The organism is Salinigranum salinum, assembly GCF_009176545.1.
GTDB classification, from domain to species: Archaea; Halobacteriota; Halobacteria; order Halobacteriales; family Haloferacaceae; genus Salinigranum; species Salinigranum salinum.
The window spans coordinates 2,150,752-2,167,293 of record NZ_VTOJ01000001.1; the positions used below are offsets into that span (position 1 = coordinate 2,150,752).

Annotated in this window: 15 protein-coding genes; 10 read left to right on the plus strand and 5 right to left on the minus strand. The window is 68.5% G+C overall.

The window, feature by feature from the left end; translation table 11 throughout:
- Positions 1–54: 54 nt before the first annotated feature.
- From FZP69_RS10350 to FZP69_RS10380, 7 genes are all read left to right on the plus strand, one after another.
- A complete protein-coding gene (locus FZP69_RS10350; protein ID WP_192918532.1) occupies positions 55–1,266 on the plus strand; it encodes a BMP family lipoprotein in 1,212 nt (403 codons plus the stop codon).
- A gap of 240 nt (positions 1,267–1,506) precedes the next feature.
- Positions 1,507–2,298 carry an alpha/beta fold hydrolase gene (locus tag FZP69_RS10355; protein ID WP_152041219.1) on the plus strand — a complete coding sequence of 264 codons (792 nt, stop codon included), beginning with the start codon at positions 1,507–1,509 and terminating at the stop codon, positions 2,296–2,298.
- Positions 2,299–2,700: 402 nt separating this feature from the next.
- The gene (locus FZP69_RS10360) at positions 2,701–4,293 is read left to right on the plus strand and encodes an ABC transporter ATP-binding protein (RefSeq protein ID WP_152041220.1); all 1,593 of its coding nucleotides are present in this window, start codon (positions 2,701–2,703) and stop codon (positions 4,291–4,293) included.
- Positions 4,290–5,663: an ABC transporter permease gene (locus tag FZP69_RS10365; protein WP_152041221.1), complete on the plus strand. Its 1,374-nt coding sequence runs from the start codon at positions 4,290–4,292 to the stop codon at positions 5,661–5,663. Before FZP69_RS10360 ends, FZP69_RS10365 begins: the two co-directional genes overlap by 4 nt.
- A gap of 13 nt (positions 5,664–5,676) precedes the next feature.
- Positions 5,677–6,726: an ABC transporter permease gene (locus FZP69_RS10370; protein ID WP_152041585.1), complete on the plus strand. Its 1,050-nt coding sequence runs from the start codon at positions 5,677–5,679 to the stop codon at positions 6,724–6,726.
- A 77-nt stretch (positions 6,727–6,803) separates the two neighbouring features.
- On the plus strand, positions 6,804–8,000 hold the full coding sequence (locus tag FZP69_RS10375; RefSeq protein ID WP_152041222.1) for an MFS transporter: 1,197 nt from the start codon (positions 6,804–6,806) through the stop codon (positions 7,998–8,000).
- Between the two features lie 74 nt (positions 8,001–8,074).
- Complete coding sequence (locus tag FZP69_RS10380; RefSeq protein WP_152041223.1) at positions 8,075–9,442, plus strand: geranylgeranyl reductase family protein; 1,368 nt, start codon at positions 8,075–8,077, stop codon at positions 9,440–9,442.
- 1 nt (position 9,443) lies between these two features.
- Here FZP69_RS10380 and FZP69_RS10385 read toward each other — a convergent pair whose 3' ends face one another.
- The 4 genes from FZP69_RS10385 to FZP69_RS10400 all read right to left on the minus strand — a co-directional run bounded on the left by FZP69_RS10385 (position 9,444) and on the right by FZP69_RS10400 (position 13,263).
- Entirely contained in the window at positions 9,444–10,469 is a 1,026-nt protein-coding gene (locus FZP69_RS10385; RefSeq protein ID WP_152041224.1) for a PAS domain S-box protein, read from the minus strand.
- Positions 10,470–10,595: 126 nt separating this feature from the next.
- Positions 10,596–11,867: an amidohydrolase gene (locus FZP69_RS10390; RefSeq protein ID WP_152041225.1), complete on the minus strand. Its 1,272-nt coding sequence runs from the start codon at positions 11,865–11,867 to the stop codon at positions 10,596–10,598.
- Positions 11,868–11,942: 75 nt separating this feature from the next.
- On the minus strand, positions 11,943–12,275 hold the full coding sequence (locus FZP69_RS10395) for an uS10/mL48 family ribosomal protein (protein ID WP_152041226.1): 333 nt from the start codon (positions 12,273–12,275) through the stop codon (positions 11,943–11,945).
- Positions 12,276–12,357: 82 nt separating this feature from the next.
- Positions 12,358–13,263, minus strand: coding sequence for a mechanosensitive ion channel family protein (locus FZP69_RS10400; RefSeq protein WP_152041227.1), 906 nt, complete (start codon positions 13,261–13,263; stop codon positions 12,358–12,360).
- 140 nt (positions 13,264–13,403) lie between these two features.
- Between FZP69_RS10400 and FZP69_RS10405 the strand changes: the two genes are divergently transcribed.
- Positions 13,404–13,859, plus strand: a complete 456-nt coding sequence (locus FZP69_RS10405) for a bis(5'-nucleosyl)-tetraphosphatase (RefSeq protein WP_152041228.1) — start codon at positions 13,404–13,406, stop codon at positions 13,857–13,859.
- Between the two features lie 7 nt (positions 13,860–13,866).
- Positions 13,867–14,847 carry a DUF5787 family protein gene (locus FZP69_RS10410; RefSeq protein ID WP_152041229.1) on the plus strand — a complete coding sequence of 327 codons (981 nt, stop codon included), beginning with the start codon at positions 13,867–13,869 and terminating at the stop codon, positions 14,845–14,847.
- Between the two features lie 80 nt (positions 14,848–14,927).
- Here FZP69_RS10410 and FZP69_RS10415 read toward each other — a convergent pair whose 3' ends face one another.
- A complete protein-coding gene (locus FZP69_RS10415; protein WP_152041230.1) occupies positions 14,928–15,479 on the minus strand; it encodes a DUF5797 family protein in 552 nt (183 codons plus the stop codon).
- A 247-nt stretch (positions 15,480–15,726) separates the two neighbouring features.
- Here FZP69_RS10415 and FZP69_RS10420 point away from each other — a divergent pair, with 247 nt between their 5' ends.
- Positions 15,727–16,506 (plus strand): enoyl-CoA hydratase/isomerase family protein, encoded by a 780-nt coding sequence (locus FZP69_RS10420; protein WP_152041231.1) that lies wholly within the window; start codon positions 15,727–15,729, stop codon positions 16,504–16,506.
- Positions 16,507–16,542 lie beyond the last annotated feature (36 nt).

Here is a 16,542-nt window from a genome sequence, read left to right on the forward strand (position 1 = left end):
GGAGCGCTCGGGCAAACGACGGCTTTATTGACGACACGACACCTCGTGTCTCCTATGAGACTCGAAGACATCGATAGACGAACCTTCATCAAAGGAACCAGCGTCGTCGGCCTCGCGGGACTCGCGGGCTGTGCGGGAGGCCCCTCGGGCGACGGCTCCTCGGGTGACGGTGGCTCCAGCGACGGCTCCTCAGGCGACGGTGACTCCGGTGACGGCTCCTCAGGCGACGGCGGCTCCGGCGACGGTGGCGACTCCGGTGATATGGAGGAGACCGAAACCGAATCCGGCGGGATGGAGGACCCGATCAACGTCGGGATGGTGTATGCCACCGGCGGCCTCGGCGACGGCTCGTTCAACGACCAGGCCCAGCAGGGCGCGTTCCAGGCTCGCGACGAGCTCGGCGTGCAGATCGGCGAGGCTCAGCCGGACGAGGTCGCCCAGTTCAGCACGTTCCAGCAGCAGTTCGCCCAGTCGACCGACCCGACGTACGAACTCGTCTGCTGTATCGGCTTCCTCCAGACGGACGCGCTGAGTTCGACCGCCGGTGACTTCCCCGACCAGAACTTCATGCTCGTCGACTCGGTCGTGGACGCGCCGAACGTGGCCAACTACGTGTTCGCCGAACACGAGGGGTCGTACCTCGTCGGCCAGATGGCCGGAATGCTCACGTCGATGGACTTCTCCGCGGGCGGGGGCGCGACGTCGCCGGATTCGTCGACCGTCGGCTTCGTCGGCGGCGTCGAGTCGGACCTCATCCGGAAGTTCCAGGCCGGTTTCGAGGCCGGCGTCACGGCTGCGGACGACGGCGTCGAGGTCCTGACGAACTACACCGGGAGCTTCAACGACCCCGCGGCGGGGAAGGAGGCCGCACTCGCGATGTACAACAACGGTGCCGACATCGTCTACCACGCCTCGGGCAACACCGGGACGGGTGTCTTCCAGGCCGCTCAGGAGCAGGGCAAGTTCGCCATCGGCGTCGACCGCGACCAGTCCGTCACCAAGGACTCGTTCGCGGACGTCATCCTCGCGTCGATGGTCAAGCGCGTCGACACCGCGGTGTTCAGCTCTATCCAGGCGCTCGTCGACGACGAGTTCCCCGGTGGGAACGTCACGACGCTCGGCCTCGAGGCCGAGGGCGTCGCCGCCGTCTACGGCCAGCAGCTCGGCAGCGAGATCCCACAGGAGGTCAAGGACGCCGTCGCCTCGTCGCGCGAGGCGATCATCGCCGGCGACGTCTCGGTGCCGACCGACCCGAGCAACGTCTGAGCGGGATTCGCAGGAGGCGCCAGCCGTCCCGTTCGTGTCCCCTCCGGCGGTCGGGGAGATCCCGTATGAGGGACGGGACGCGTATTCGCCAGTCGCACCCTCTCCGCACGTGGGCCAATCGAATCCGGTCGAGAGAACCGAAACTCACGCTGTGCTCCCCTGTCTCGAGGGATGCGACACGTCGAGTCGTGCGACAGAGTGACATAGTCGGGCAGCGTACCTCCTCGGTCGGGGGAAGTCATGGAGACGATCACTTCGGTAGATGGGACACCGATCGCGTACGAGCGGACGGGGAACGGACCACCACTGGTGCGTGTGCACGGGACGACCGCCGATCACTCGAGCTGGGACCCGGTTCGACCGTCGTTCGAGGACCACTTTACGACGTACGTGATCGATCGGCGCGGTCGCGGTGAGAGCGGTGACGCTGCGGAGTACGTACTGGAACGGGAGTTCGAGGACGTCGCGGCCGTCGTCGACTCGATCGACGAACCGGTGACTCTCGTCGGCCACTCGTACGGAGCGATATGCTCCCTGGAAGCGTCGCTACTGACCGACAATCTGCGTCAGCTCGTCCTCTACGAACCACCGATAGCGGTCGGCGACCACGAGACTCCAGACGAGGAACGGCACGCCGAACTCGAGTCACTGCTGGCCGAGGGGGAGAACGAACAGGTCCTCGAAGTGTTTCTCCGCGACGTCGCGAAGCTTCCCCCGGCAGCGATCGACGCACTCCGGTCGACGCCGCACTGGCAATCCAGCGTCGAAACGGCTCACACGATCGTTCGTGAGTACGCGGCACAGGGCGATTACGAGTTTGATGCCTCCCGACTGGACGGGGTGACCACTCCGACCGTGCTGTTGTCCGGAACCGAGAGCCCGGACTCCCTGAACGAGGCGACAGACGCACTCGACGATGTCCTTCCGAACAGTCGGGTCGTGACCTTGGAGGGCCAGGGCCACAGTGCGATGGTGACAGCGCCGGAGCTCTACACCGACGAGGTGCTCTCGTCCCTCGGCGAGTCGGAGTGACGACCGACAGCCCGATCCGTTCCGGTCTCCGCTTGGCGACCCGGCTCCGCTACCGGCACCGTGGACGGAACGCAACTGAACGAGAGACGTCGCCACGAGAGCTCCCCTCTGTCGATACTGCTGCGACATACATCCGCTGTCTCGGTCACGCTTTTCTCGTCGTCTCCGCGATCTTCCACCTCGGAACGCACGTGGACTCACGCGACTCCCGCTGGGGGGCGACAACAGGGGCGGCTCGGTTCTCACTCTCTTCTCTCCGTCGGGGAGACAGAGAGTATCTCGACACGGTCGAATCGATCGATCTCCCGCGTCGGCCTCCACCGGAGTCGCACGTGCTGCTCGGCTGGTCGCTCACGACGTGAACCCGCGGGTTTAAAAGACTCCTGTCCGAGGTGAATGCCAATGAGTACGGCCGTCCACCTCGACGGCATCACGAAACGGTTCCCCGGCGTGGTGGCGAACGACGACGTCACCCTCCGGGTCGAAGAGGGCTCGGTCCACGCGCTCCTCGGCGAGAACGGGGCCGGGAAGACGACGCTGATGAACGTCCTCTACGGGCTGTATCAGCCCACCGAGGGTCGCGTGCTCGTCAACGGGCAGGAACGCGACTTCGACTCGCCGCGCGACGCCATCGACGCCGGCGTGGGGATGATCCACCAGCACTTCATGCTCGTCGACCCGATGACCGTCGCGGAGAACATCACGCTCGGCAACGAGCCCCGGAAGTGGGGTGGGTTCGCGGTCGACCGCGAGCGAGCACGTCGAGAGGTGATCGAACTCTCCGAACGGTTCGGCTTCGACGTCGAACCCGACGCCAGGATCGAGGACGTCTCCGTGGGCGTCCAGCAGCGCGTCGAGATCCTGAAAGCCCTCTACAGAGGGGCCGACGTGCTGATCCTCGACGAGCCGACGGCGGTGTTGACTCCCCAGGAGGTCGAGGAGCTGTTCTCGGTGTTCGAGGAACTCACAGCGCAGGGCAAGACGATCATCTTCATCAGCCACAAGCTGAGCGAGGCGATGCACGCCGCCGACGAGATCACCGTCCTGCGCGACGGGATCAACGTGGGGACCGTCCCCGGCGACGACACGACGCGGGAGGAGCTGGCGGAGCTGATGGTCGGCCGGGAGGTCATCCTCGACGTCGAGAAGCGGGAGGCGACGGCCGGCGAGCGGACGCTCGGCGTCGAGGGGATCATCGCCGAGGACGAACGCGGCGTCCGCGCGGTCGACGACGTCTCGTTCGACGTCCACGCCGGCGAGGTGTTCGGGATCGCGGGCGTCGACGGCAACGGCCAGTCCGAGTTGATCGACGTCGTCACGGGGCTCCGGGAGCCGACTGCGGGCCGGATCCGGTTCGCGGACGACGACGTCACCGACTGGTCGCGCCGCGACCGCATCGACGCCGGGATGTCGTACGTTCCCGAGGACCGCCAGGAGCGGGGTCTCGTGATGCCGTTCGACCTGGTCGAGAACGGGCTCCTCGGGAGTCAGCACCGCCCCCCGTTCGCGAAGTCGGGGCGGCTCGACTGGCCGGTCGCCCGCGACCACGCCGAGTCCGTCATCGGCGAGTACGACGTCCGACCGCCGAACCCCGACACGTCGGCCGAGTCGCTCTCCGGCGGGAACCAGCAGAAGTTCATCGTCGGCCGCGAGTTCGAGCGGGATCCGACGCTCCTCGTCGCGGCCCACCCCACCAGAGGAGTCGACGTCGGCTCGATCGAGTTCATCCACGAGCGCCTGCTCGACCTCCGGGACCAGGGCGTGGCCGTCCTCCTCGTCTCCTCGAAGCTCGAGGAGGTCCAGGGCCTCTCCGACCGGCTCGCGGTGATGCACGACGGGCAGATCATGGACACCGTCGACCCCGAGACCGTCACCGAAGAGGAGATCGGCCTGCTCATGGGCGGGGAGTACCCCGACGGCTGGGCGGAGCGGTCGACGGCTCCCGACGCGGTGGGGGAGACGGAAGATGTCGCGACGGACGGTGAGGGCCGATGAGCGCGCGCGACCGCCTGGAGCGAGCACTCGAACGGCTCGTCGGTGCGTCCAGGCTCGAACGCGCCCTCATCTCGGTCGCCTCGCTCGTCCTCGCGATGCTCGTCGGGACGGTCCTCATCCTCGTTTCCGGGCGGATGACCACCTGTACCCCCGCCGACGCGGCGTACTACTTCGGCGTCGGCTTCTGTTACGACCCGGTCGTCGTCTACGATCGCCTCTTCCTCGGCGCGCTGGGCGACCCCCTCCGGGCGGGGTGGTCGCCGCTCAACAGCCAGCTGGCGGTGACGCTCCGCGAGACGACGATCCTGATCTTCACCGGGCTGTCGGTCGCCATCGCGTTCCGTGCGGGCATCTTCAACATCGGGACCCAGGGCCAGCTCGTCGTCGGCGCGCTGGCGACCGGGCTCGGCGTGCTGTGGGCGTCGCCGTTCGTCTCCGGCGTCGTCGGAACCCTGCTTCTGATCCCGCTCGGGCTCGCCATCGGCGCGACGTTCGGCGCGCTCTACGGCGCGATTCCCGGGCTCTTGAAGGCGTACGCCGACGCCAACGAGGTGATCACGACGATCATGCTCAACTTTATCGCGACGGGCGTGACGCTCTATCTGGTCTCCGACGTGTTCAAAGACCCCAACAGCCAGGCGAACCAGACGGTCCCGCTCCCGGAGTTCGCGAGCTTCCCCTCCGTCCTCTTCGGCCCCTCGACCGACTTCTCGCTGATCGCGCTCCTCCTGGGGATCGTCGCGCTCTGGCTGCTGTACGTCCTCATCGAGCGGACGACGTTCGGCTACGACGTCCGGACCTCGGGACTCCAGCCCGAGGCCGCCGAGTACGGCGGTGTCGACGCCGGGCGAACCGTCGTCGCCAGCATGATGCTCTCGGGGGCGCTCGGCGGCGTCGGCGGTGCGATGTACGTGCTGATGATCCTCGGGAAGTTCCAGACGGGCGTGCCGGCGTACGGCTTCGACGGGATCACCGTCTCCATCCTCGCGGGGAACAACCCGCTGGGCGTCGGCTTCGCCGCCCTCCTGTTCGGCGTGCTCAAGAGCGGCACCACCGTGGTCCAGTTCGCGACGGACGTCCCGCCACAGCTGGTCGGCGTGCTCCGTGGGCTCATCATCCTCCTCGTGGCGATGCCGGAGTTCTTCCGGCTGTTCGGCCGGCGGATCGTCGATCTCGGCGGCAGCGGCCCCGATCCCGTCGCCACGGACGGCGGCGTCCCGCACGACGACCGCGAGGCCGACGACGGGGGCACCGACGATCGGACCGCCATGGTCGCGGACGACGTCGCGGGGGCGCACGGGGAAGCCCCGGACGACGCGGTCGCCGGCGACCGCGCGGCCGACGATCCGGGAGGTGGGCGCCGTGAGTGAGCGGACGGTCTCGATCGACCGGCTCGACGGGCTCTCGACCCGGGCCATCGTCGCCGCGGCGGCAGTCGGCGTCCTCGCGGTCGTCTTCGTCGCCGGGCTCGCCGCGCCCGACTCCGTGGCGGGGACGCTCGTGGAGATCCTCACCAGCGAGGGGACGCTCTCCTCGGCGCTTCGTCTCTCGGTCCCGATCGCCCTAGCGGCGCTCGGCGGCATCTTCTCGGAGAAGTCGGGCGTCATCAACATCGGCCTCGAGGGGCTGCTCATCATCTCGGCGTTCGCCGCCATCTACGTCACCGACATCACTGGGGGCGTCTGGATCGGCTTCGTCGGCGGCGTCGTGGCGTCGATCCTCCTGTCGGCGCTCTTTGCCGTCGTGGTCATCGAGTTCCGCGCCGACCAGATCATCGCCGGCCTGGCGGTGTGGCTCATCGCGCTCGGCCTCGCCCCGTTCGCCTCGCAGGTCATCTACGGTCGGCCCAACTCCCCGAGCGTCTCGACGCCGGGGACGATCACGGTCCCCGGGCTCGCCGAGTTGCCGTTCTTCGGCGCGCTGTTCGACGCTTCGCCCACGGTGTATCTGATGCTCCTCGCCGTCGGCGTCTCGTGGTACACGCTGAACCGCACCCGGTTCGGCCGGTGGGTCCGTGCCTCCGGGGAGAACCCCAAGGCGCTCGACACCGCCGGGGTGAGCGTCTCCCGCGTGCGGTACGCCGCCGTGCTCCTCTCGGGACTGCTCGCGGGGATGGGCGGCGCGTCGCTGTCGCTCGACCTCGGGCAGTTCACCGGGAACGGGCCGACGATGGTCAACGGCAAGGGGTTCATCGCCATCGTCGCGTACCTCTTCGGGAACTACAACCCGATCGGGGCGTTCCTCTCGACGTTACTGTTCGCGGGGCTGGACGCGATGCAGACCGCCCTCCAGCTGCAGAACATCGGCGTCCCCAACCAGCTCATCCGGATCATCCCGTTCGTCACCGTCATCCTCGTGCTCGCGCTCGTCGGGCGGACCAGGATTCCGGAAGCCGCGGGCGAACATTACGAATCGGGCGACGACAACCGCTGAACGGGGGCTGGTTCTTCGAACGAGCCGGGCGTGCCGGAACACGCGCGTTCAAGTGAGCCGCACCTCTCCTCGCAGCCGTGACCGAACAGCCATCGCCCGCTGCTCGCGACGAGGAACGCCTCGTGACCGGCTACAGCGGGCGACTGCTCCTCGCCGTCTCGGTCGGCTGGAGTCTCATCCAGACCGGGCGGCTCGTCGTTCCACCGCTGTTACCCGCGATCAGTGCCGACCTCGGCATCTCCGCCGCGCGCGCCGGGTTCGCGCTCACTGTCCTCTGGGGACTGTACGCGCTCCTGCAGTACCCGAGCGGTCGGCTCTCCGACCGGCTCTCCCGGAAGACGCTCCTCGTCGGCGGCTTGGTGCTGCTCAGTGTCGGCTTTCTCGCCCTCTCGGCCGCCCCGACGTACGTCGTCTTCGTCGTCGGGGCGGCGGTCGTCGGCGTCGGTGCCGGACTCTACCCGACGCCGGCCCGAGGTCTCGTCTCCGATCTCTTCGTCGCCCGTCGCGGGCAGGCGTTCGGGATCCACACGGCCTCGGGCGATACCGGCGGGGTAGTGGCGGCTGGGTTGGCGACGCTCGTTCTCGGCCTGGCGACGTGGCGGGCGGCCTTCCTCCCCGTCGTCGCGGTCGTCGCCGCCGTCGCGCTCGCGCTCCACGTCTGGAGCCGCGAGGAGTACGTCTTCGCCCGGGTTGACCTCGCGGTCGGCGACACCGGTCGTCGCCTCCTCGAAGAACCGGAGTTCCGGTGGCTCCTCGTGTCGTACTGCCTGTACGCGTTCACGTGGCAGTCGGTGACGGGATTCCTCCCGACGTACCTCCAGGTCGGAAAGGGCCTCACACCCGCGCTCGCCAACACCGGCTTCGCCGCGCTGTTCGTCGTCGGTGCGGTCGCCAAACCGCTCGCCGGTGGCGTGGCCGACCGGCTCTCGCGCGGGCTGTTCGCGACGGCGACCCTCGCGCTCGCCGCGTCGATGCTGACGCTGTTGCTCGTCGCGACGACACCCCCCGCCGTCCTCGTCGCCGTCGTCGGGTTCGCGCTCGGGCTGATGGCCTTCCCTCCGGTGATGCAGGCGTACCTCATGGACTCGTTTCCGACCGACAGCATGGGGGGTGACCTCGGCGCGATGCGGACGGTCTACATCGGAGTCGGCGCCCTCGGCCCGACCTACGTCGGCGTCGTAGCGGACGTGTTCGACTTCACCGTGGCGTTCGTCGGACTCGTCGGCTGTCTCCTCGTGAGCGGCCTCCTCGTCTTCGTCGTCGGTCGGGGGTGACGCCGTCCTGTCGCCCACGAGCCGACCGATCCGGGAGGGAAGAGTTTTCCTCCCCCGTCCGGGAAGCAGTACCAATGACCACTCACGAGTGCGACATGCTCGTCGTCGGCGCCGGCACCGCGGGCTGCTACGCCGCCGCGACGGCCGCGTCGGCGGGACTCGACGTCGTCGTCGTCGAACGCAAATCCGAGGCGGAGGCGGGCCACATCGCCTGTGGCGACGCCCTCAAGGGGGCCGACACGTTTCCCGACGCCATCCCGAAGGCACGGATCGAACCCGCGTTCACCAACACCGGCGTCGACCACGGCCGGTTCGAGATCCCGCAGGAGGACACAGTCCTGGAGATCCCCGTCCCCGGCGAGCTCGCCGTGATCGACCGGTGGGAGTACGGCCACCGGATCATCGAGGGTGCCTCGGCGGCCGGTGCCGAGTTCCACTACGACACCGTCGTCCAGGACGTCACGCAGGAGGACGGCCGGGTGACCGGCGTCCGCGCCGTGCGGAAGGGCGACGTCGTGGCGTACGATGCGGCGGTGACGCTCGACGGCGCGGGCGCGCTGTCCCTGTTACAGGACAAGGCCGACCTCTCGGCGGCCACGTTCGACACGAACGTCTCGTACTCGCAGTTCTGCTCGGCCTATCGGGAGATCGTCGAGGTCGAAGAGGAGGTGCCGTGGAAGGACGCGCTCGTCTTCAAACCCACCGAGCGAGCGGCGGGCTACCTCTGGTACTTCCCGCGCACGGGGACGGAGATCAACGCCGGCCTCGGCTTCCAGATGAACGAGGAACCAATGAAGCTCGTCGAGGATCTCAAGCGCGACCTGCGGGACCGTCCGGAGTTCCGCAACGCTCGCGTCACGGACAAACTCGGCGCGGCCCTCCCCACGCGGCGGCCGTACGACTCGGCGGTCGCACCGGGGTTCATCGCCGCGGGTGACGCGGCGGGCCACGTCAACCCCACGACGGGCGGCGGGATCGCCGGTGCCGCCTACGCCGGCACGTACGCGGCCGAACAGGTCGTCGAGGCCGTGAGCGAGGGCGACGTGAGCGAGGAGCGCCTGTGGCGCTACAACGAGCGCGTGATGGACCACTTCGGCGCGCGCTACGCCGCGCTCGACGTGTACAACGTCCTCTCGACCGCGGTCGATGTCGACAGCCTGATGGGACTACTCGCGGCGCTCCCGGGCGAGAAACTCGCCGAGGCGCTGTACGAGGGGTCGACGTCGATGTCGCCGCTCTTGGTGGCGCGGACGATCAAGGAGAGCTACGGCCACTGGCGACAGATCTGGGACTTCTTCCGGACGAAGCGCGTCGCCGACGACCTGATGAGCCACTACCAGCGCTACCCCTCCCGTCCGGGTGCGCTGGCGGGCTGGCAGTCGACGCGCGACGAGGTCATGGATCGCGTCTACGCGGTCACCGGTGCCGACCCGAAGTACTGAACTACCGTCCGACAGCCCTGTCGACCCCGCGGAACTCGATCCGTGCCCCGCCGGCGGCCGCGGTCGTCGCCTCGACTGACCAGCCGTGTACGGCCGCGACCTCCGCGACGATCGCCAGCCCGAGCCCGGTCCCCCCGGGCTGGGTCGTCACTCCGGGCTCGAAGGGTGACTCACACTCTGGCGGGAAGCCGGGCCCGTCGTCCTCGACGAAAAAGCCCGTGTCATCGGTGAGCGGTCCGACGCGTACGGTGACCCCTTCGCCCCCGTGCTGGACCGCGTTGCAGAGGAGGTTCTCCAGCGCCTGTCGCAGGAGACCACGGTCGGCTGCGACGTGGCCGACCTCGTCGACGCGGAGGGTGGCGCGGTCCGAGCGGACGGTCTGCCACGCCTCCTCGGCGATCGCGACGGGATCGACCGCCGAGGCGTCGTCGATCCGGGTCCCGTACGACGTCAGCCGGAGCAGGTCGTCGACGACCTGCTCGATCCGCCTGTGTGCCGCCACGATCTGCCGGTAGTCGGCCTCGTCGCCCGTCTCGCGGTAGAGTTCGAGCCGGCCGCCGGCGACGGCGAGCGGGTTCGTGACGTCGTGGGAGACGAACTGCGCGAACGCGGCCAGCCGGTCGTTTTTGAGTTCGAGAAGGCGCTGGTACGCCTGCCGCTGGCTCACGTCGCGCCCGACGACGACCCGGCCGACCATGGTGCCGTCACGGTCGGTCAGGAGGTCGCTGTAGAGTTCGTGTGGCACCGCCTCGCCGCCCTTGGCGACGAGCCGGACCTCGACCGTGCCCTGGCCCGTCAGGTGGACCTGCTTGAGGTACTGCTGGAGCTCCGGGAGATCCTCCTCGGCCACCAGTTGCTCCGGGCGCATCCCGGCCAGTTCCTCGGCCTCGTAGCCCGACCGCTTCTGTGCGTGGTCGTTCCAGTAGATCAGTCGGTTCCGCTCGTCGAAGACGGCGAACACGTCTCTGAGGCCGTCGAGCGCCCGACGGAGCTGCTCGTCGTCGAGGTCGCGGAGATCTGTTTGCACGCTTGCTCCTGTTAAAATAATCCGACTACTCTCATAAATGTTCGTAAAATATTATGAATTCATGTATATCAGACGGTACTGACTGTCGGTCGGCCGGGTACGTCGTCCCGGCTGGGCGCGAGCGCGCTACGGGCGCTCGGCCGCGATCCGTTCGATACTCCCCGTGAGCGTCTCGATCCCGATCCGGATGGAGTCCTCGTCGACGTCGAACCGCGGGGTGTGGTGGCCGGTGGGGTGGTCGGTGCCGATGCAGACGTAGGCGGCCTTGCCGCCGCGTTCCTGGACGTGTTTCATGAGGAACGTGGCGTCCTCGCTCCCGCCGAGCGCGTCGGCCGGGAGGACGGTGTCGACGCCGTCGACATTCGATGCGACGGCTCCGACGACGTCGGCTAGCCCCGGATCGCTCGCCGCGGAGGGCGCGCTGGCGACGCTCTCGACGTCGACCTCGCAGGCGTGCATCTCCCCCGCGGCGCGGACGATCCGCTCGGCGTGGTCGGTCATGTACTCCATGAGTTCGGTCGTCTCCCCCCTGACTTCGGCTTCGAGGTGGGCCTCCTCGGCGACGATGTTCGACGCCGTCCCGCCCTCGATCACGCCGGCGTTCACTCGGGTCGCGCCGTCGTCGTGCCGGGGGATGGCGTGGAGGTTCCCCACCGCCGTCGCGAGCGCGAGGTTCGCGTTCCGTCCCTGTTCGGGGTGGTTCCCCGCGTGCGAGGACTCGCCGTGGAACTCGATGGAGAGGTGGTTCACGGCGAGGAAGCCGTCGATGCCCGCGACGACCTCTCCGGAGGGATGATCGAGACCGACGTGTACCGCCAGCAGGTAGTCGACGTCGTCGAGGTGGCCGCCGGCGACGACGGGCTCCCCCCCGGCGATGACCTCCTCGGCGGGCTGGAAGAAGATCTTGAGCGTCCCCTGGAAGTCGCTGTCGAGGATGGCGTCGATCACGCCGATCCCGATCGTCGTGTGGGCGTCGTGTCCGCAGGCGTGCATGAACCCCTCGTTCTCCGAGCGGAACCCGTCCCTCGCCGGCTGGTGGTCGTCGGTGTCGGCCTCGGTGATCGGGAGCGCGTCGATGTCGACGCGGAGGCCGACCGTCGGCCCGTCACCCCGTTCGAGGACGGCCAGCGCGCCCGTGTATCCCCCCGAGAGGCGGTCGAGGACGTCCTCGCGCGCACCGGCCTCCCGTGCGCGAGTCAGCCACTCGTCCAGATCGGCGTCGTCGGGGACGACGTTGCGCTCCCCACCGAGCACTTCCGGGCCGACGTAGAGGGCGTCGAGCGGGCGGGTTTCGAGTTCGTCGACGATGCGTGCGGTGGTGTAGAACTCGCGCCAGGCCGGCTCCGGGTGCCGGTGGAGCTCCCGGCGGAGGGCGCGAAGGTCGTCAGTGCTGCTCACGAGGGAGTCGACGCCGGGGTGGGTGATAAGTAGTGGCCACGCGGAACGACCGGCTCCGACCCGTGTGGCCGTCCCTCAGGATCGACGGTGCCCGGCGGGTTTGCGGTGTTCGACCTCGATCTCGACGTGGAGGCTCTCGGGGAACTCCATGTGGCCGACCTGGCGGGCGATGTGGTCGTTGCCGTGGATCTCGAGGCGTCGCGAGTAGACGGGGTACCGCCACGACGAGAACCGATCACCCGGCGTGAGTCGGCGGTACTGCGGAACGGTGAGGTGTTCCGGCGGGTCGTTGAACGGGCCGCGACACTCCGCACCTTTCCGTTCGAGGAGCGCCTTGATGTCGGAGACGGTCTCCTCCAGGGCGACACGATCGCCGCTCTGGAGCGAGAGCTTCGTCACGAAGGTCATTACCCTCACCTGTGTGTGCCGGGTTCAAAAACACATCTAGACGCTCGCGCCGACATACGTGAGCGCTGATGCGTGCGTCGGTTCAGTCGTCGGAGGGGGCCGCGACGGGCTCGGCCGAGTCGATGCTGAGCGAGCCCACCAGCTGTCTGTGCGGGTAGGGCATCCCGATGTCCTCGGCGTCGAACCGCTCTTTGACCCGCTCGATGAACTCGAACTTGACCGCCCCGGCGCTCGTCTCCTTCGGATCGATCCACAGCCGGCCGTTGAGCACGACGGCGGAGTCGCCGAGAGCGGTGACTGGTGCGGCGGGCTCCGGGTCGGACAGGACGCCCTCGATGGCCGACCCTTCTTCGAGGATGATCGTCCGGGCCGTCTCGATGTCGGCCTCGTAGTCGACGCCGAAGTCGAACGTGACGCGGCGCGTGTCGTTCGCGACCGGGTTCGTCACGGCCGAGTTCGCGAGGTCGCTGTTGGGGACCGTGACGAGTTCGTTGTCGAACGTGTCGAGCTTGGTCACGCGGAGCTGGATGTCGCGGACGATGCCGCTGTTGCCGCCCCACTCGATGTAGTCGCCGATCTCGAACGGCTTGTCCTTGAGGATGAACACGCCCGCGACGAAGTTGGCGATGAGGTCCTGCGCGGCGAATCCGACCGCCAGCGCGAGCGCACCGGCCAGGGTCGCGAACGCCGCCAGGATCACCCCGAAGCCGGCGACGGTCGCTGCGAGCGCGAACGCGCCGGCCAGCGCGATCCCGCCTGCGATACTCGATCCGAGACTGACGACCGCGGGCGAGAAGTCCCGCGCGCCCAGCGACCGCCTGACGAGCCGAACGAGCACCGACCGGGCGACGTAGTAGATGATCACGAACGAGACGACGAAGATCACGACGGTCACGGCGAAGGAGACGAGCGCGTCACCGTACCGGGCGACGGCCTCGCCGAGACTCGTCGGGATGCCCTGCTGGAGTACGAGGGATGGCGGATGCATTGCGGCCGCAGAAATGACAGCACCAGTATTAAAAGTGGTTGACAACGGCCTGGTTTCTCCGGCCGCGACACCGCGTGTGACGGGAGCGCGAGCCGACCCCTCCGACACCCTCTTAAACGTTGGTATGGTTATCAGAGGTAATGGCAGTGGAAGCGGTCAGCGCTGGAGCGATCCTCTTCCGCGACACCCGTGGCCACAGGGAGTACTTGCTCCTGAAGAGCCGACCGGGGGACTGGGAGTTCCCCAAAGGCGGGGTCGAAGGCGACGAGGAGCTCCAGCAGACGGCGATCAGAGAAGTCAGAGAGGAAGCCGGGGTCGAGGATTTCCGCCTCATCGACGGCTTCCGCGAGGACTACAGCTACGTGTTCGAGGCGAACGGGACGACCATCTACAAGACGGTCCACCTGTTCATCGCCCGGTCGTTCGAGGCCAGCGCGGAACTGTCGCGCGAACACCGCGACCTGCAGTGGCGCGACTACGAACAGGCGATCAACACCATCACGCAGGACGGCCCGCGCGAGATCCTCGAGCGCGCCCACGAATACCTCGACGAACTCGCCGAGGGGACCGAGGAGGGGCGGACGTACCTCGCGTAGGGCGCGCGTGACGCGGACAGCCGGATCCGTCGACACGGAGTTCACGTTCGAGCTGATCACCTGCCGGTGGGCCGAACGAACGTGGCCGCCCGGCGAGGCGCGAGCTACTGCTACAGTAGTCGCCCGACAGGTCGGCACCCGTGACCGTCGCTGGGACACGCTGATCGTCGAGGCCGATCCCGCGGGGTTCGCCGCGCGCGAGCGGTTCGGTCCAGACGAACTCGACTCGGACCTGTTGCACGTCGTCCGGCACGCACCCGCTGAGTGGGCGTGGTACCGCGACGCGCTCCCCGACCCGGGGTATCCGTGGCGCTACGTCAGAGAGGCAGTCCACCGCGCGGCCGCCCGCGACGCCGTCGAGACGCGCCGCCGTGGCAACCGGATCGAACTCCGCCGGATCGCCCCGTACCCCGACTGGATTTCGAGGGTGGTCGCCATCGAGAACAAGCCGGATCTCGACGCCAGCGCCGCCCGCGCGCTCGCCGATCAGATCGCGTACGACGTCGACTGCGGCCTCCTCGACGAGGTGTGGGTCGCCACCCGTGCCACGGGAGACGCCGTGCCGCCAGCTCTGCTGGAGGCGTTCCCCGTCGAGGCCGGCATCCTCGCCGTCGACCCACACGCAGGGGAGGCGGACGTCCTCTGGCACCCCGCGGCGCTGTCGACGACCGACGACGCGCGCAGACGGGTCATCGCCGAGCGCGCGTACGGCCGCGGCTGGCGGTCGTACGTCGACACGATGCGCCCCGACTGCCGCCACTTCGAACTCGCCGAGGTGGGCGAGGCGTTCGTCCCGTACTGCGCGGCGAAAGCGCGGTGTCAGACCGGCGTGGAGTGTTCGGGGTCGTGTCCGGCGTTCGAGCCGGAGCCGCCGGGCTGGCGAACCCGTGGGTGGCCGATCGAAGGCGGTCCGGGGAAGGGAGTCCGGTTCCTGCTCGACCGGCGACGTGATCGCGTCCGGTCACGGGAGCGGCGGCGGGAGTCGTGAGTCGCCGGCCGTTCGCCGTGAGCGGCTCGAGCGAACCGTGGGTCGTCGGTCGTCGGTCATCAGCCGCGAGTCGTGGCTCCTCAGTCGCCGGCCGTCTCGCCGTCGGCGACCCTCTCGTCGGTCGGGTCCTCGTCGTCGACGGCTTCGACGGTGACCGCGTCGACGGCGACCGTCCGCCGGAACGTCGGAACCGTCCGGTACTCGACCTCGACCACGCCCTTACGTCGCAGGCTCTGGAGCGCCCGACGGACGGCGTCGACGGTCGGATCCAGTGACGTGGTCTCGCGGAGCGCGTGGAGGACGCTCACGACGCTCATCGACCGCTCGTCCGGACCAGCGACGGTCTCGAACACCCGTGCCTCGAGTTCGGGCACGCGGATGACCGAAGGGATCTCGCCTTCTTCCTCGGACTCGACGCCGGGGTCGACGCCGACGAGTTCCGCGGCCTCCGTCGTCGCCCGGATGAGACTGTTGTCGTCGCGGTAGTAGTACTCCTTGAGTTCGTTCTCGAGGTACTGGTGTACCTCGCTCCCGCTGTCGAGGTCCCACCGTTCCTGAAGTTCCTTGTTCTTCGTGGGCTGGAGGCGAACGATGTCCGCCAGTCGCTCGGTGGCCTCCTCGGAGAGCGTCATCTGTCGGTGTGTGGAGTGGCTTCGTACATGGACCTTCTGTTCTGTGGTGGCCGACGACCGGGGGTTGTTTCTGTCGGTGGCTCTCTCAGGGCGAGGGTGATCGTACTGTGGCGTGTTTCGGTGGAATCTGTTCGACTGCCGACACGACCCGTGATGGATCGTGAGCCCCGTGCTCTCTCGACCGCCCGTGAGAGTACAGACGGCCGGTGAGCCAACGGTTATACCGCGCGACCACGTGGCACCGCCCATGGACACGGACTGGGAGACCGTCTCGCTCGACATCGACGACGACGTCGCGACCCTCACGATCGACCGCCCCGACAGCCTCAACGCCCTCAACACGGAGACGATGGACGCGCTGGAGGAGGCGATCGCCGCCGCCGAGGACGCGGACGTCCAGGTGCTCGTGCTCACGGGTGCGGGCGACAAGGCGTTCATCGCGGGTGCGGACATCGAGTACATGCAGTCGCTCTCCACCGAGGAGGCCGAGGCGTACGCCACGCAGGGACACGACATCTGCCGCAGCCTCGAGACGTTCCCCGGCGTCACGATCGCCGCGGTCAACGGCTACGCCTTCGGCGGCGGCTGCGAGATGGCGCTCGCCTGTGACCTCCGAGTGGCGTCGGAGCGTGCCGTTCTGGGCCAGACCGAGATCGACCTCGGCATCGTCCCCGGGTGGGGCGGGACGCAGCGGCTCCCGGCGCTCGTCGGCGACGAGGTCGCCCGCCGGCTGATCTTCTTCGGCGACCGGATCGACGCGGGAGACGCCTACGAGCACGGCCTCGTCGGCGAGGTGGTCGCCCACGATCAGCTGGAGAGCCACGTCGCGGAGATGGCCGACGAACTCGCCGCGAAGCCGACGTTCGCGCTCCGCACGGCCAAGGAGGCGCTGAACAAGTACCACGAGGCCCCGCGCGACGTCGGACTGGACTTCGAGCGCCGCGCCTGGTCCGGGCTGTTCGGGACGCACGACCAGCGCGAGGGGATGGCGGCGTTCGTCGAGAAGCGCGACCCCGACTTCGAGTAGGTCGGCGACGAGACTCCACGGCGGAGCCGCGACGAC

Coding starts and splice junctions, on each gene's coding strand:
- FZP69_RS10350 (WP_192918532.1), top strand. CDS start 55: ATGAGACTCGAAGACATCGATAGACGAACCTTCATCAAAGGAACCAGC.
- FZP69_RS10355 (WP_152041219.1), top strand. CDS start 1,507: ATGGAGACGATCACTTCGGTAGATGGGACACCGATCGCGTACGAGCGG.
- FZP69_RS10360 (WP_152041220.1), top strand. CDS start 2,701: ATGAGTACGGCCGTCCACCTCGACGGCATCACGAAACGGTTCCCCGGC.
- FZP69_RS10365 (WP_152041221.1), top strand. CDS start 4,290: ATGAGCGCGCGCGACCGCCTGGAGCGAGCACTCGAACGGCTCGTCGGT.
- FZP69_RS10380 (WP_152041223.1), top strand. CDS start 8,075: ATGACCACTCACGAGTGCGACATGCTCGTCGTCGGCGCCGGCACCGCG.
- FZP69_RS10395 (WP_152041226.1), bottom strand. CDS start 12,275: ATGACCTTCGTGACGAAGCTCTCGCTCCAGAGCGGCGATCGTGTCGCC.
- FZP69_RS10400 (WP_152041227.1), bottom strand. CDS start 13,263: ATGCATCCGCCATCCCTCGTACTCCAGCAGGGCATCCCGACGAGTCTC.
- FZP69_RS10405 (WP_152041228.1), top strand. CDS start 13,404: ATGGCAGTGGAAGCGGTCAGCGCTGGAGCGATCCTCTTCCGCGACACC.
- FZP69_RS10415 (WP_152041230.1), bottom strand. CDS start 15,479: ATGACGCTCTCCGAGGAGGCCACCGAGCGACTGGCGGACATCGTTCGC.
- FZP69_RS10420 (WP_152041231.1), top strand. CDS start 15,727: ATGGACACGGACTGGGAGACCGTCTCGCTCGACATCGACGACGACGTC.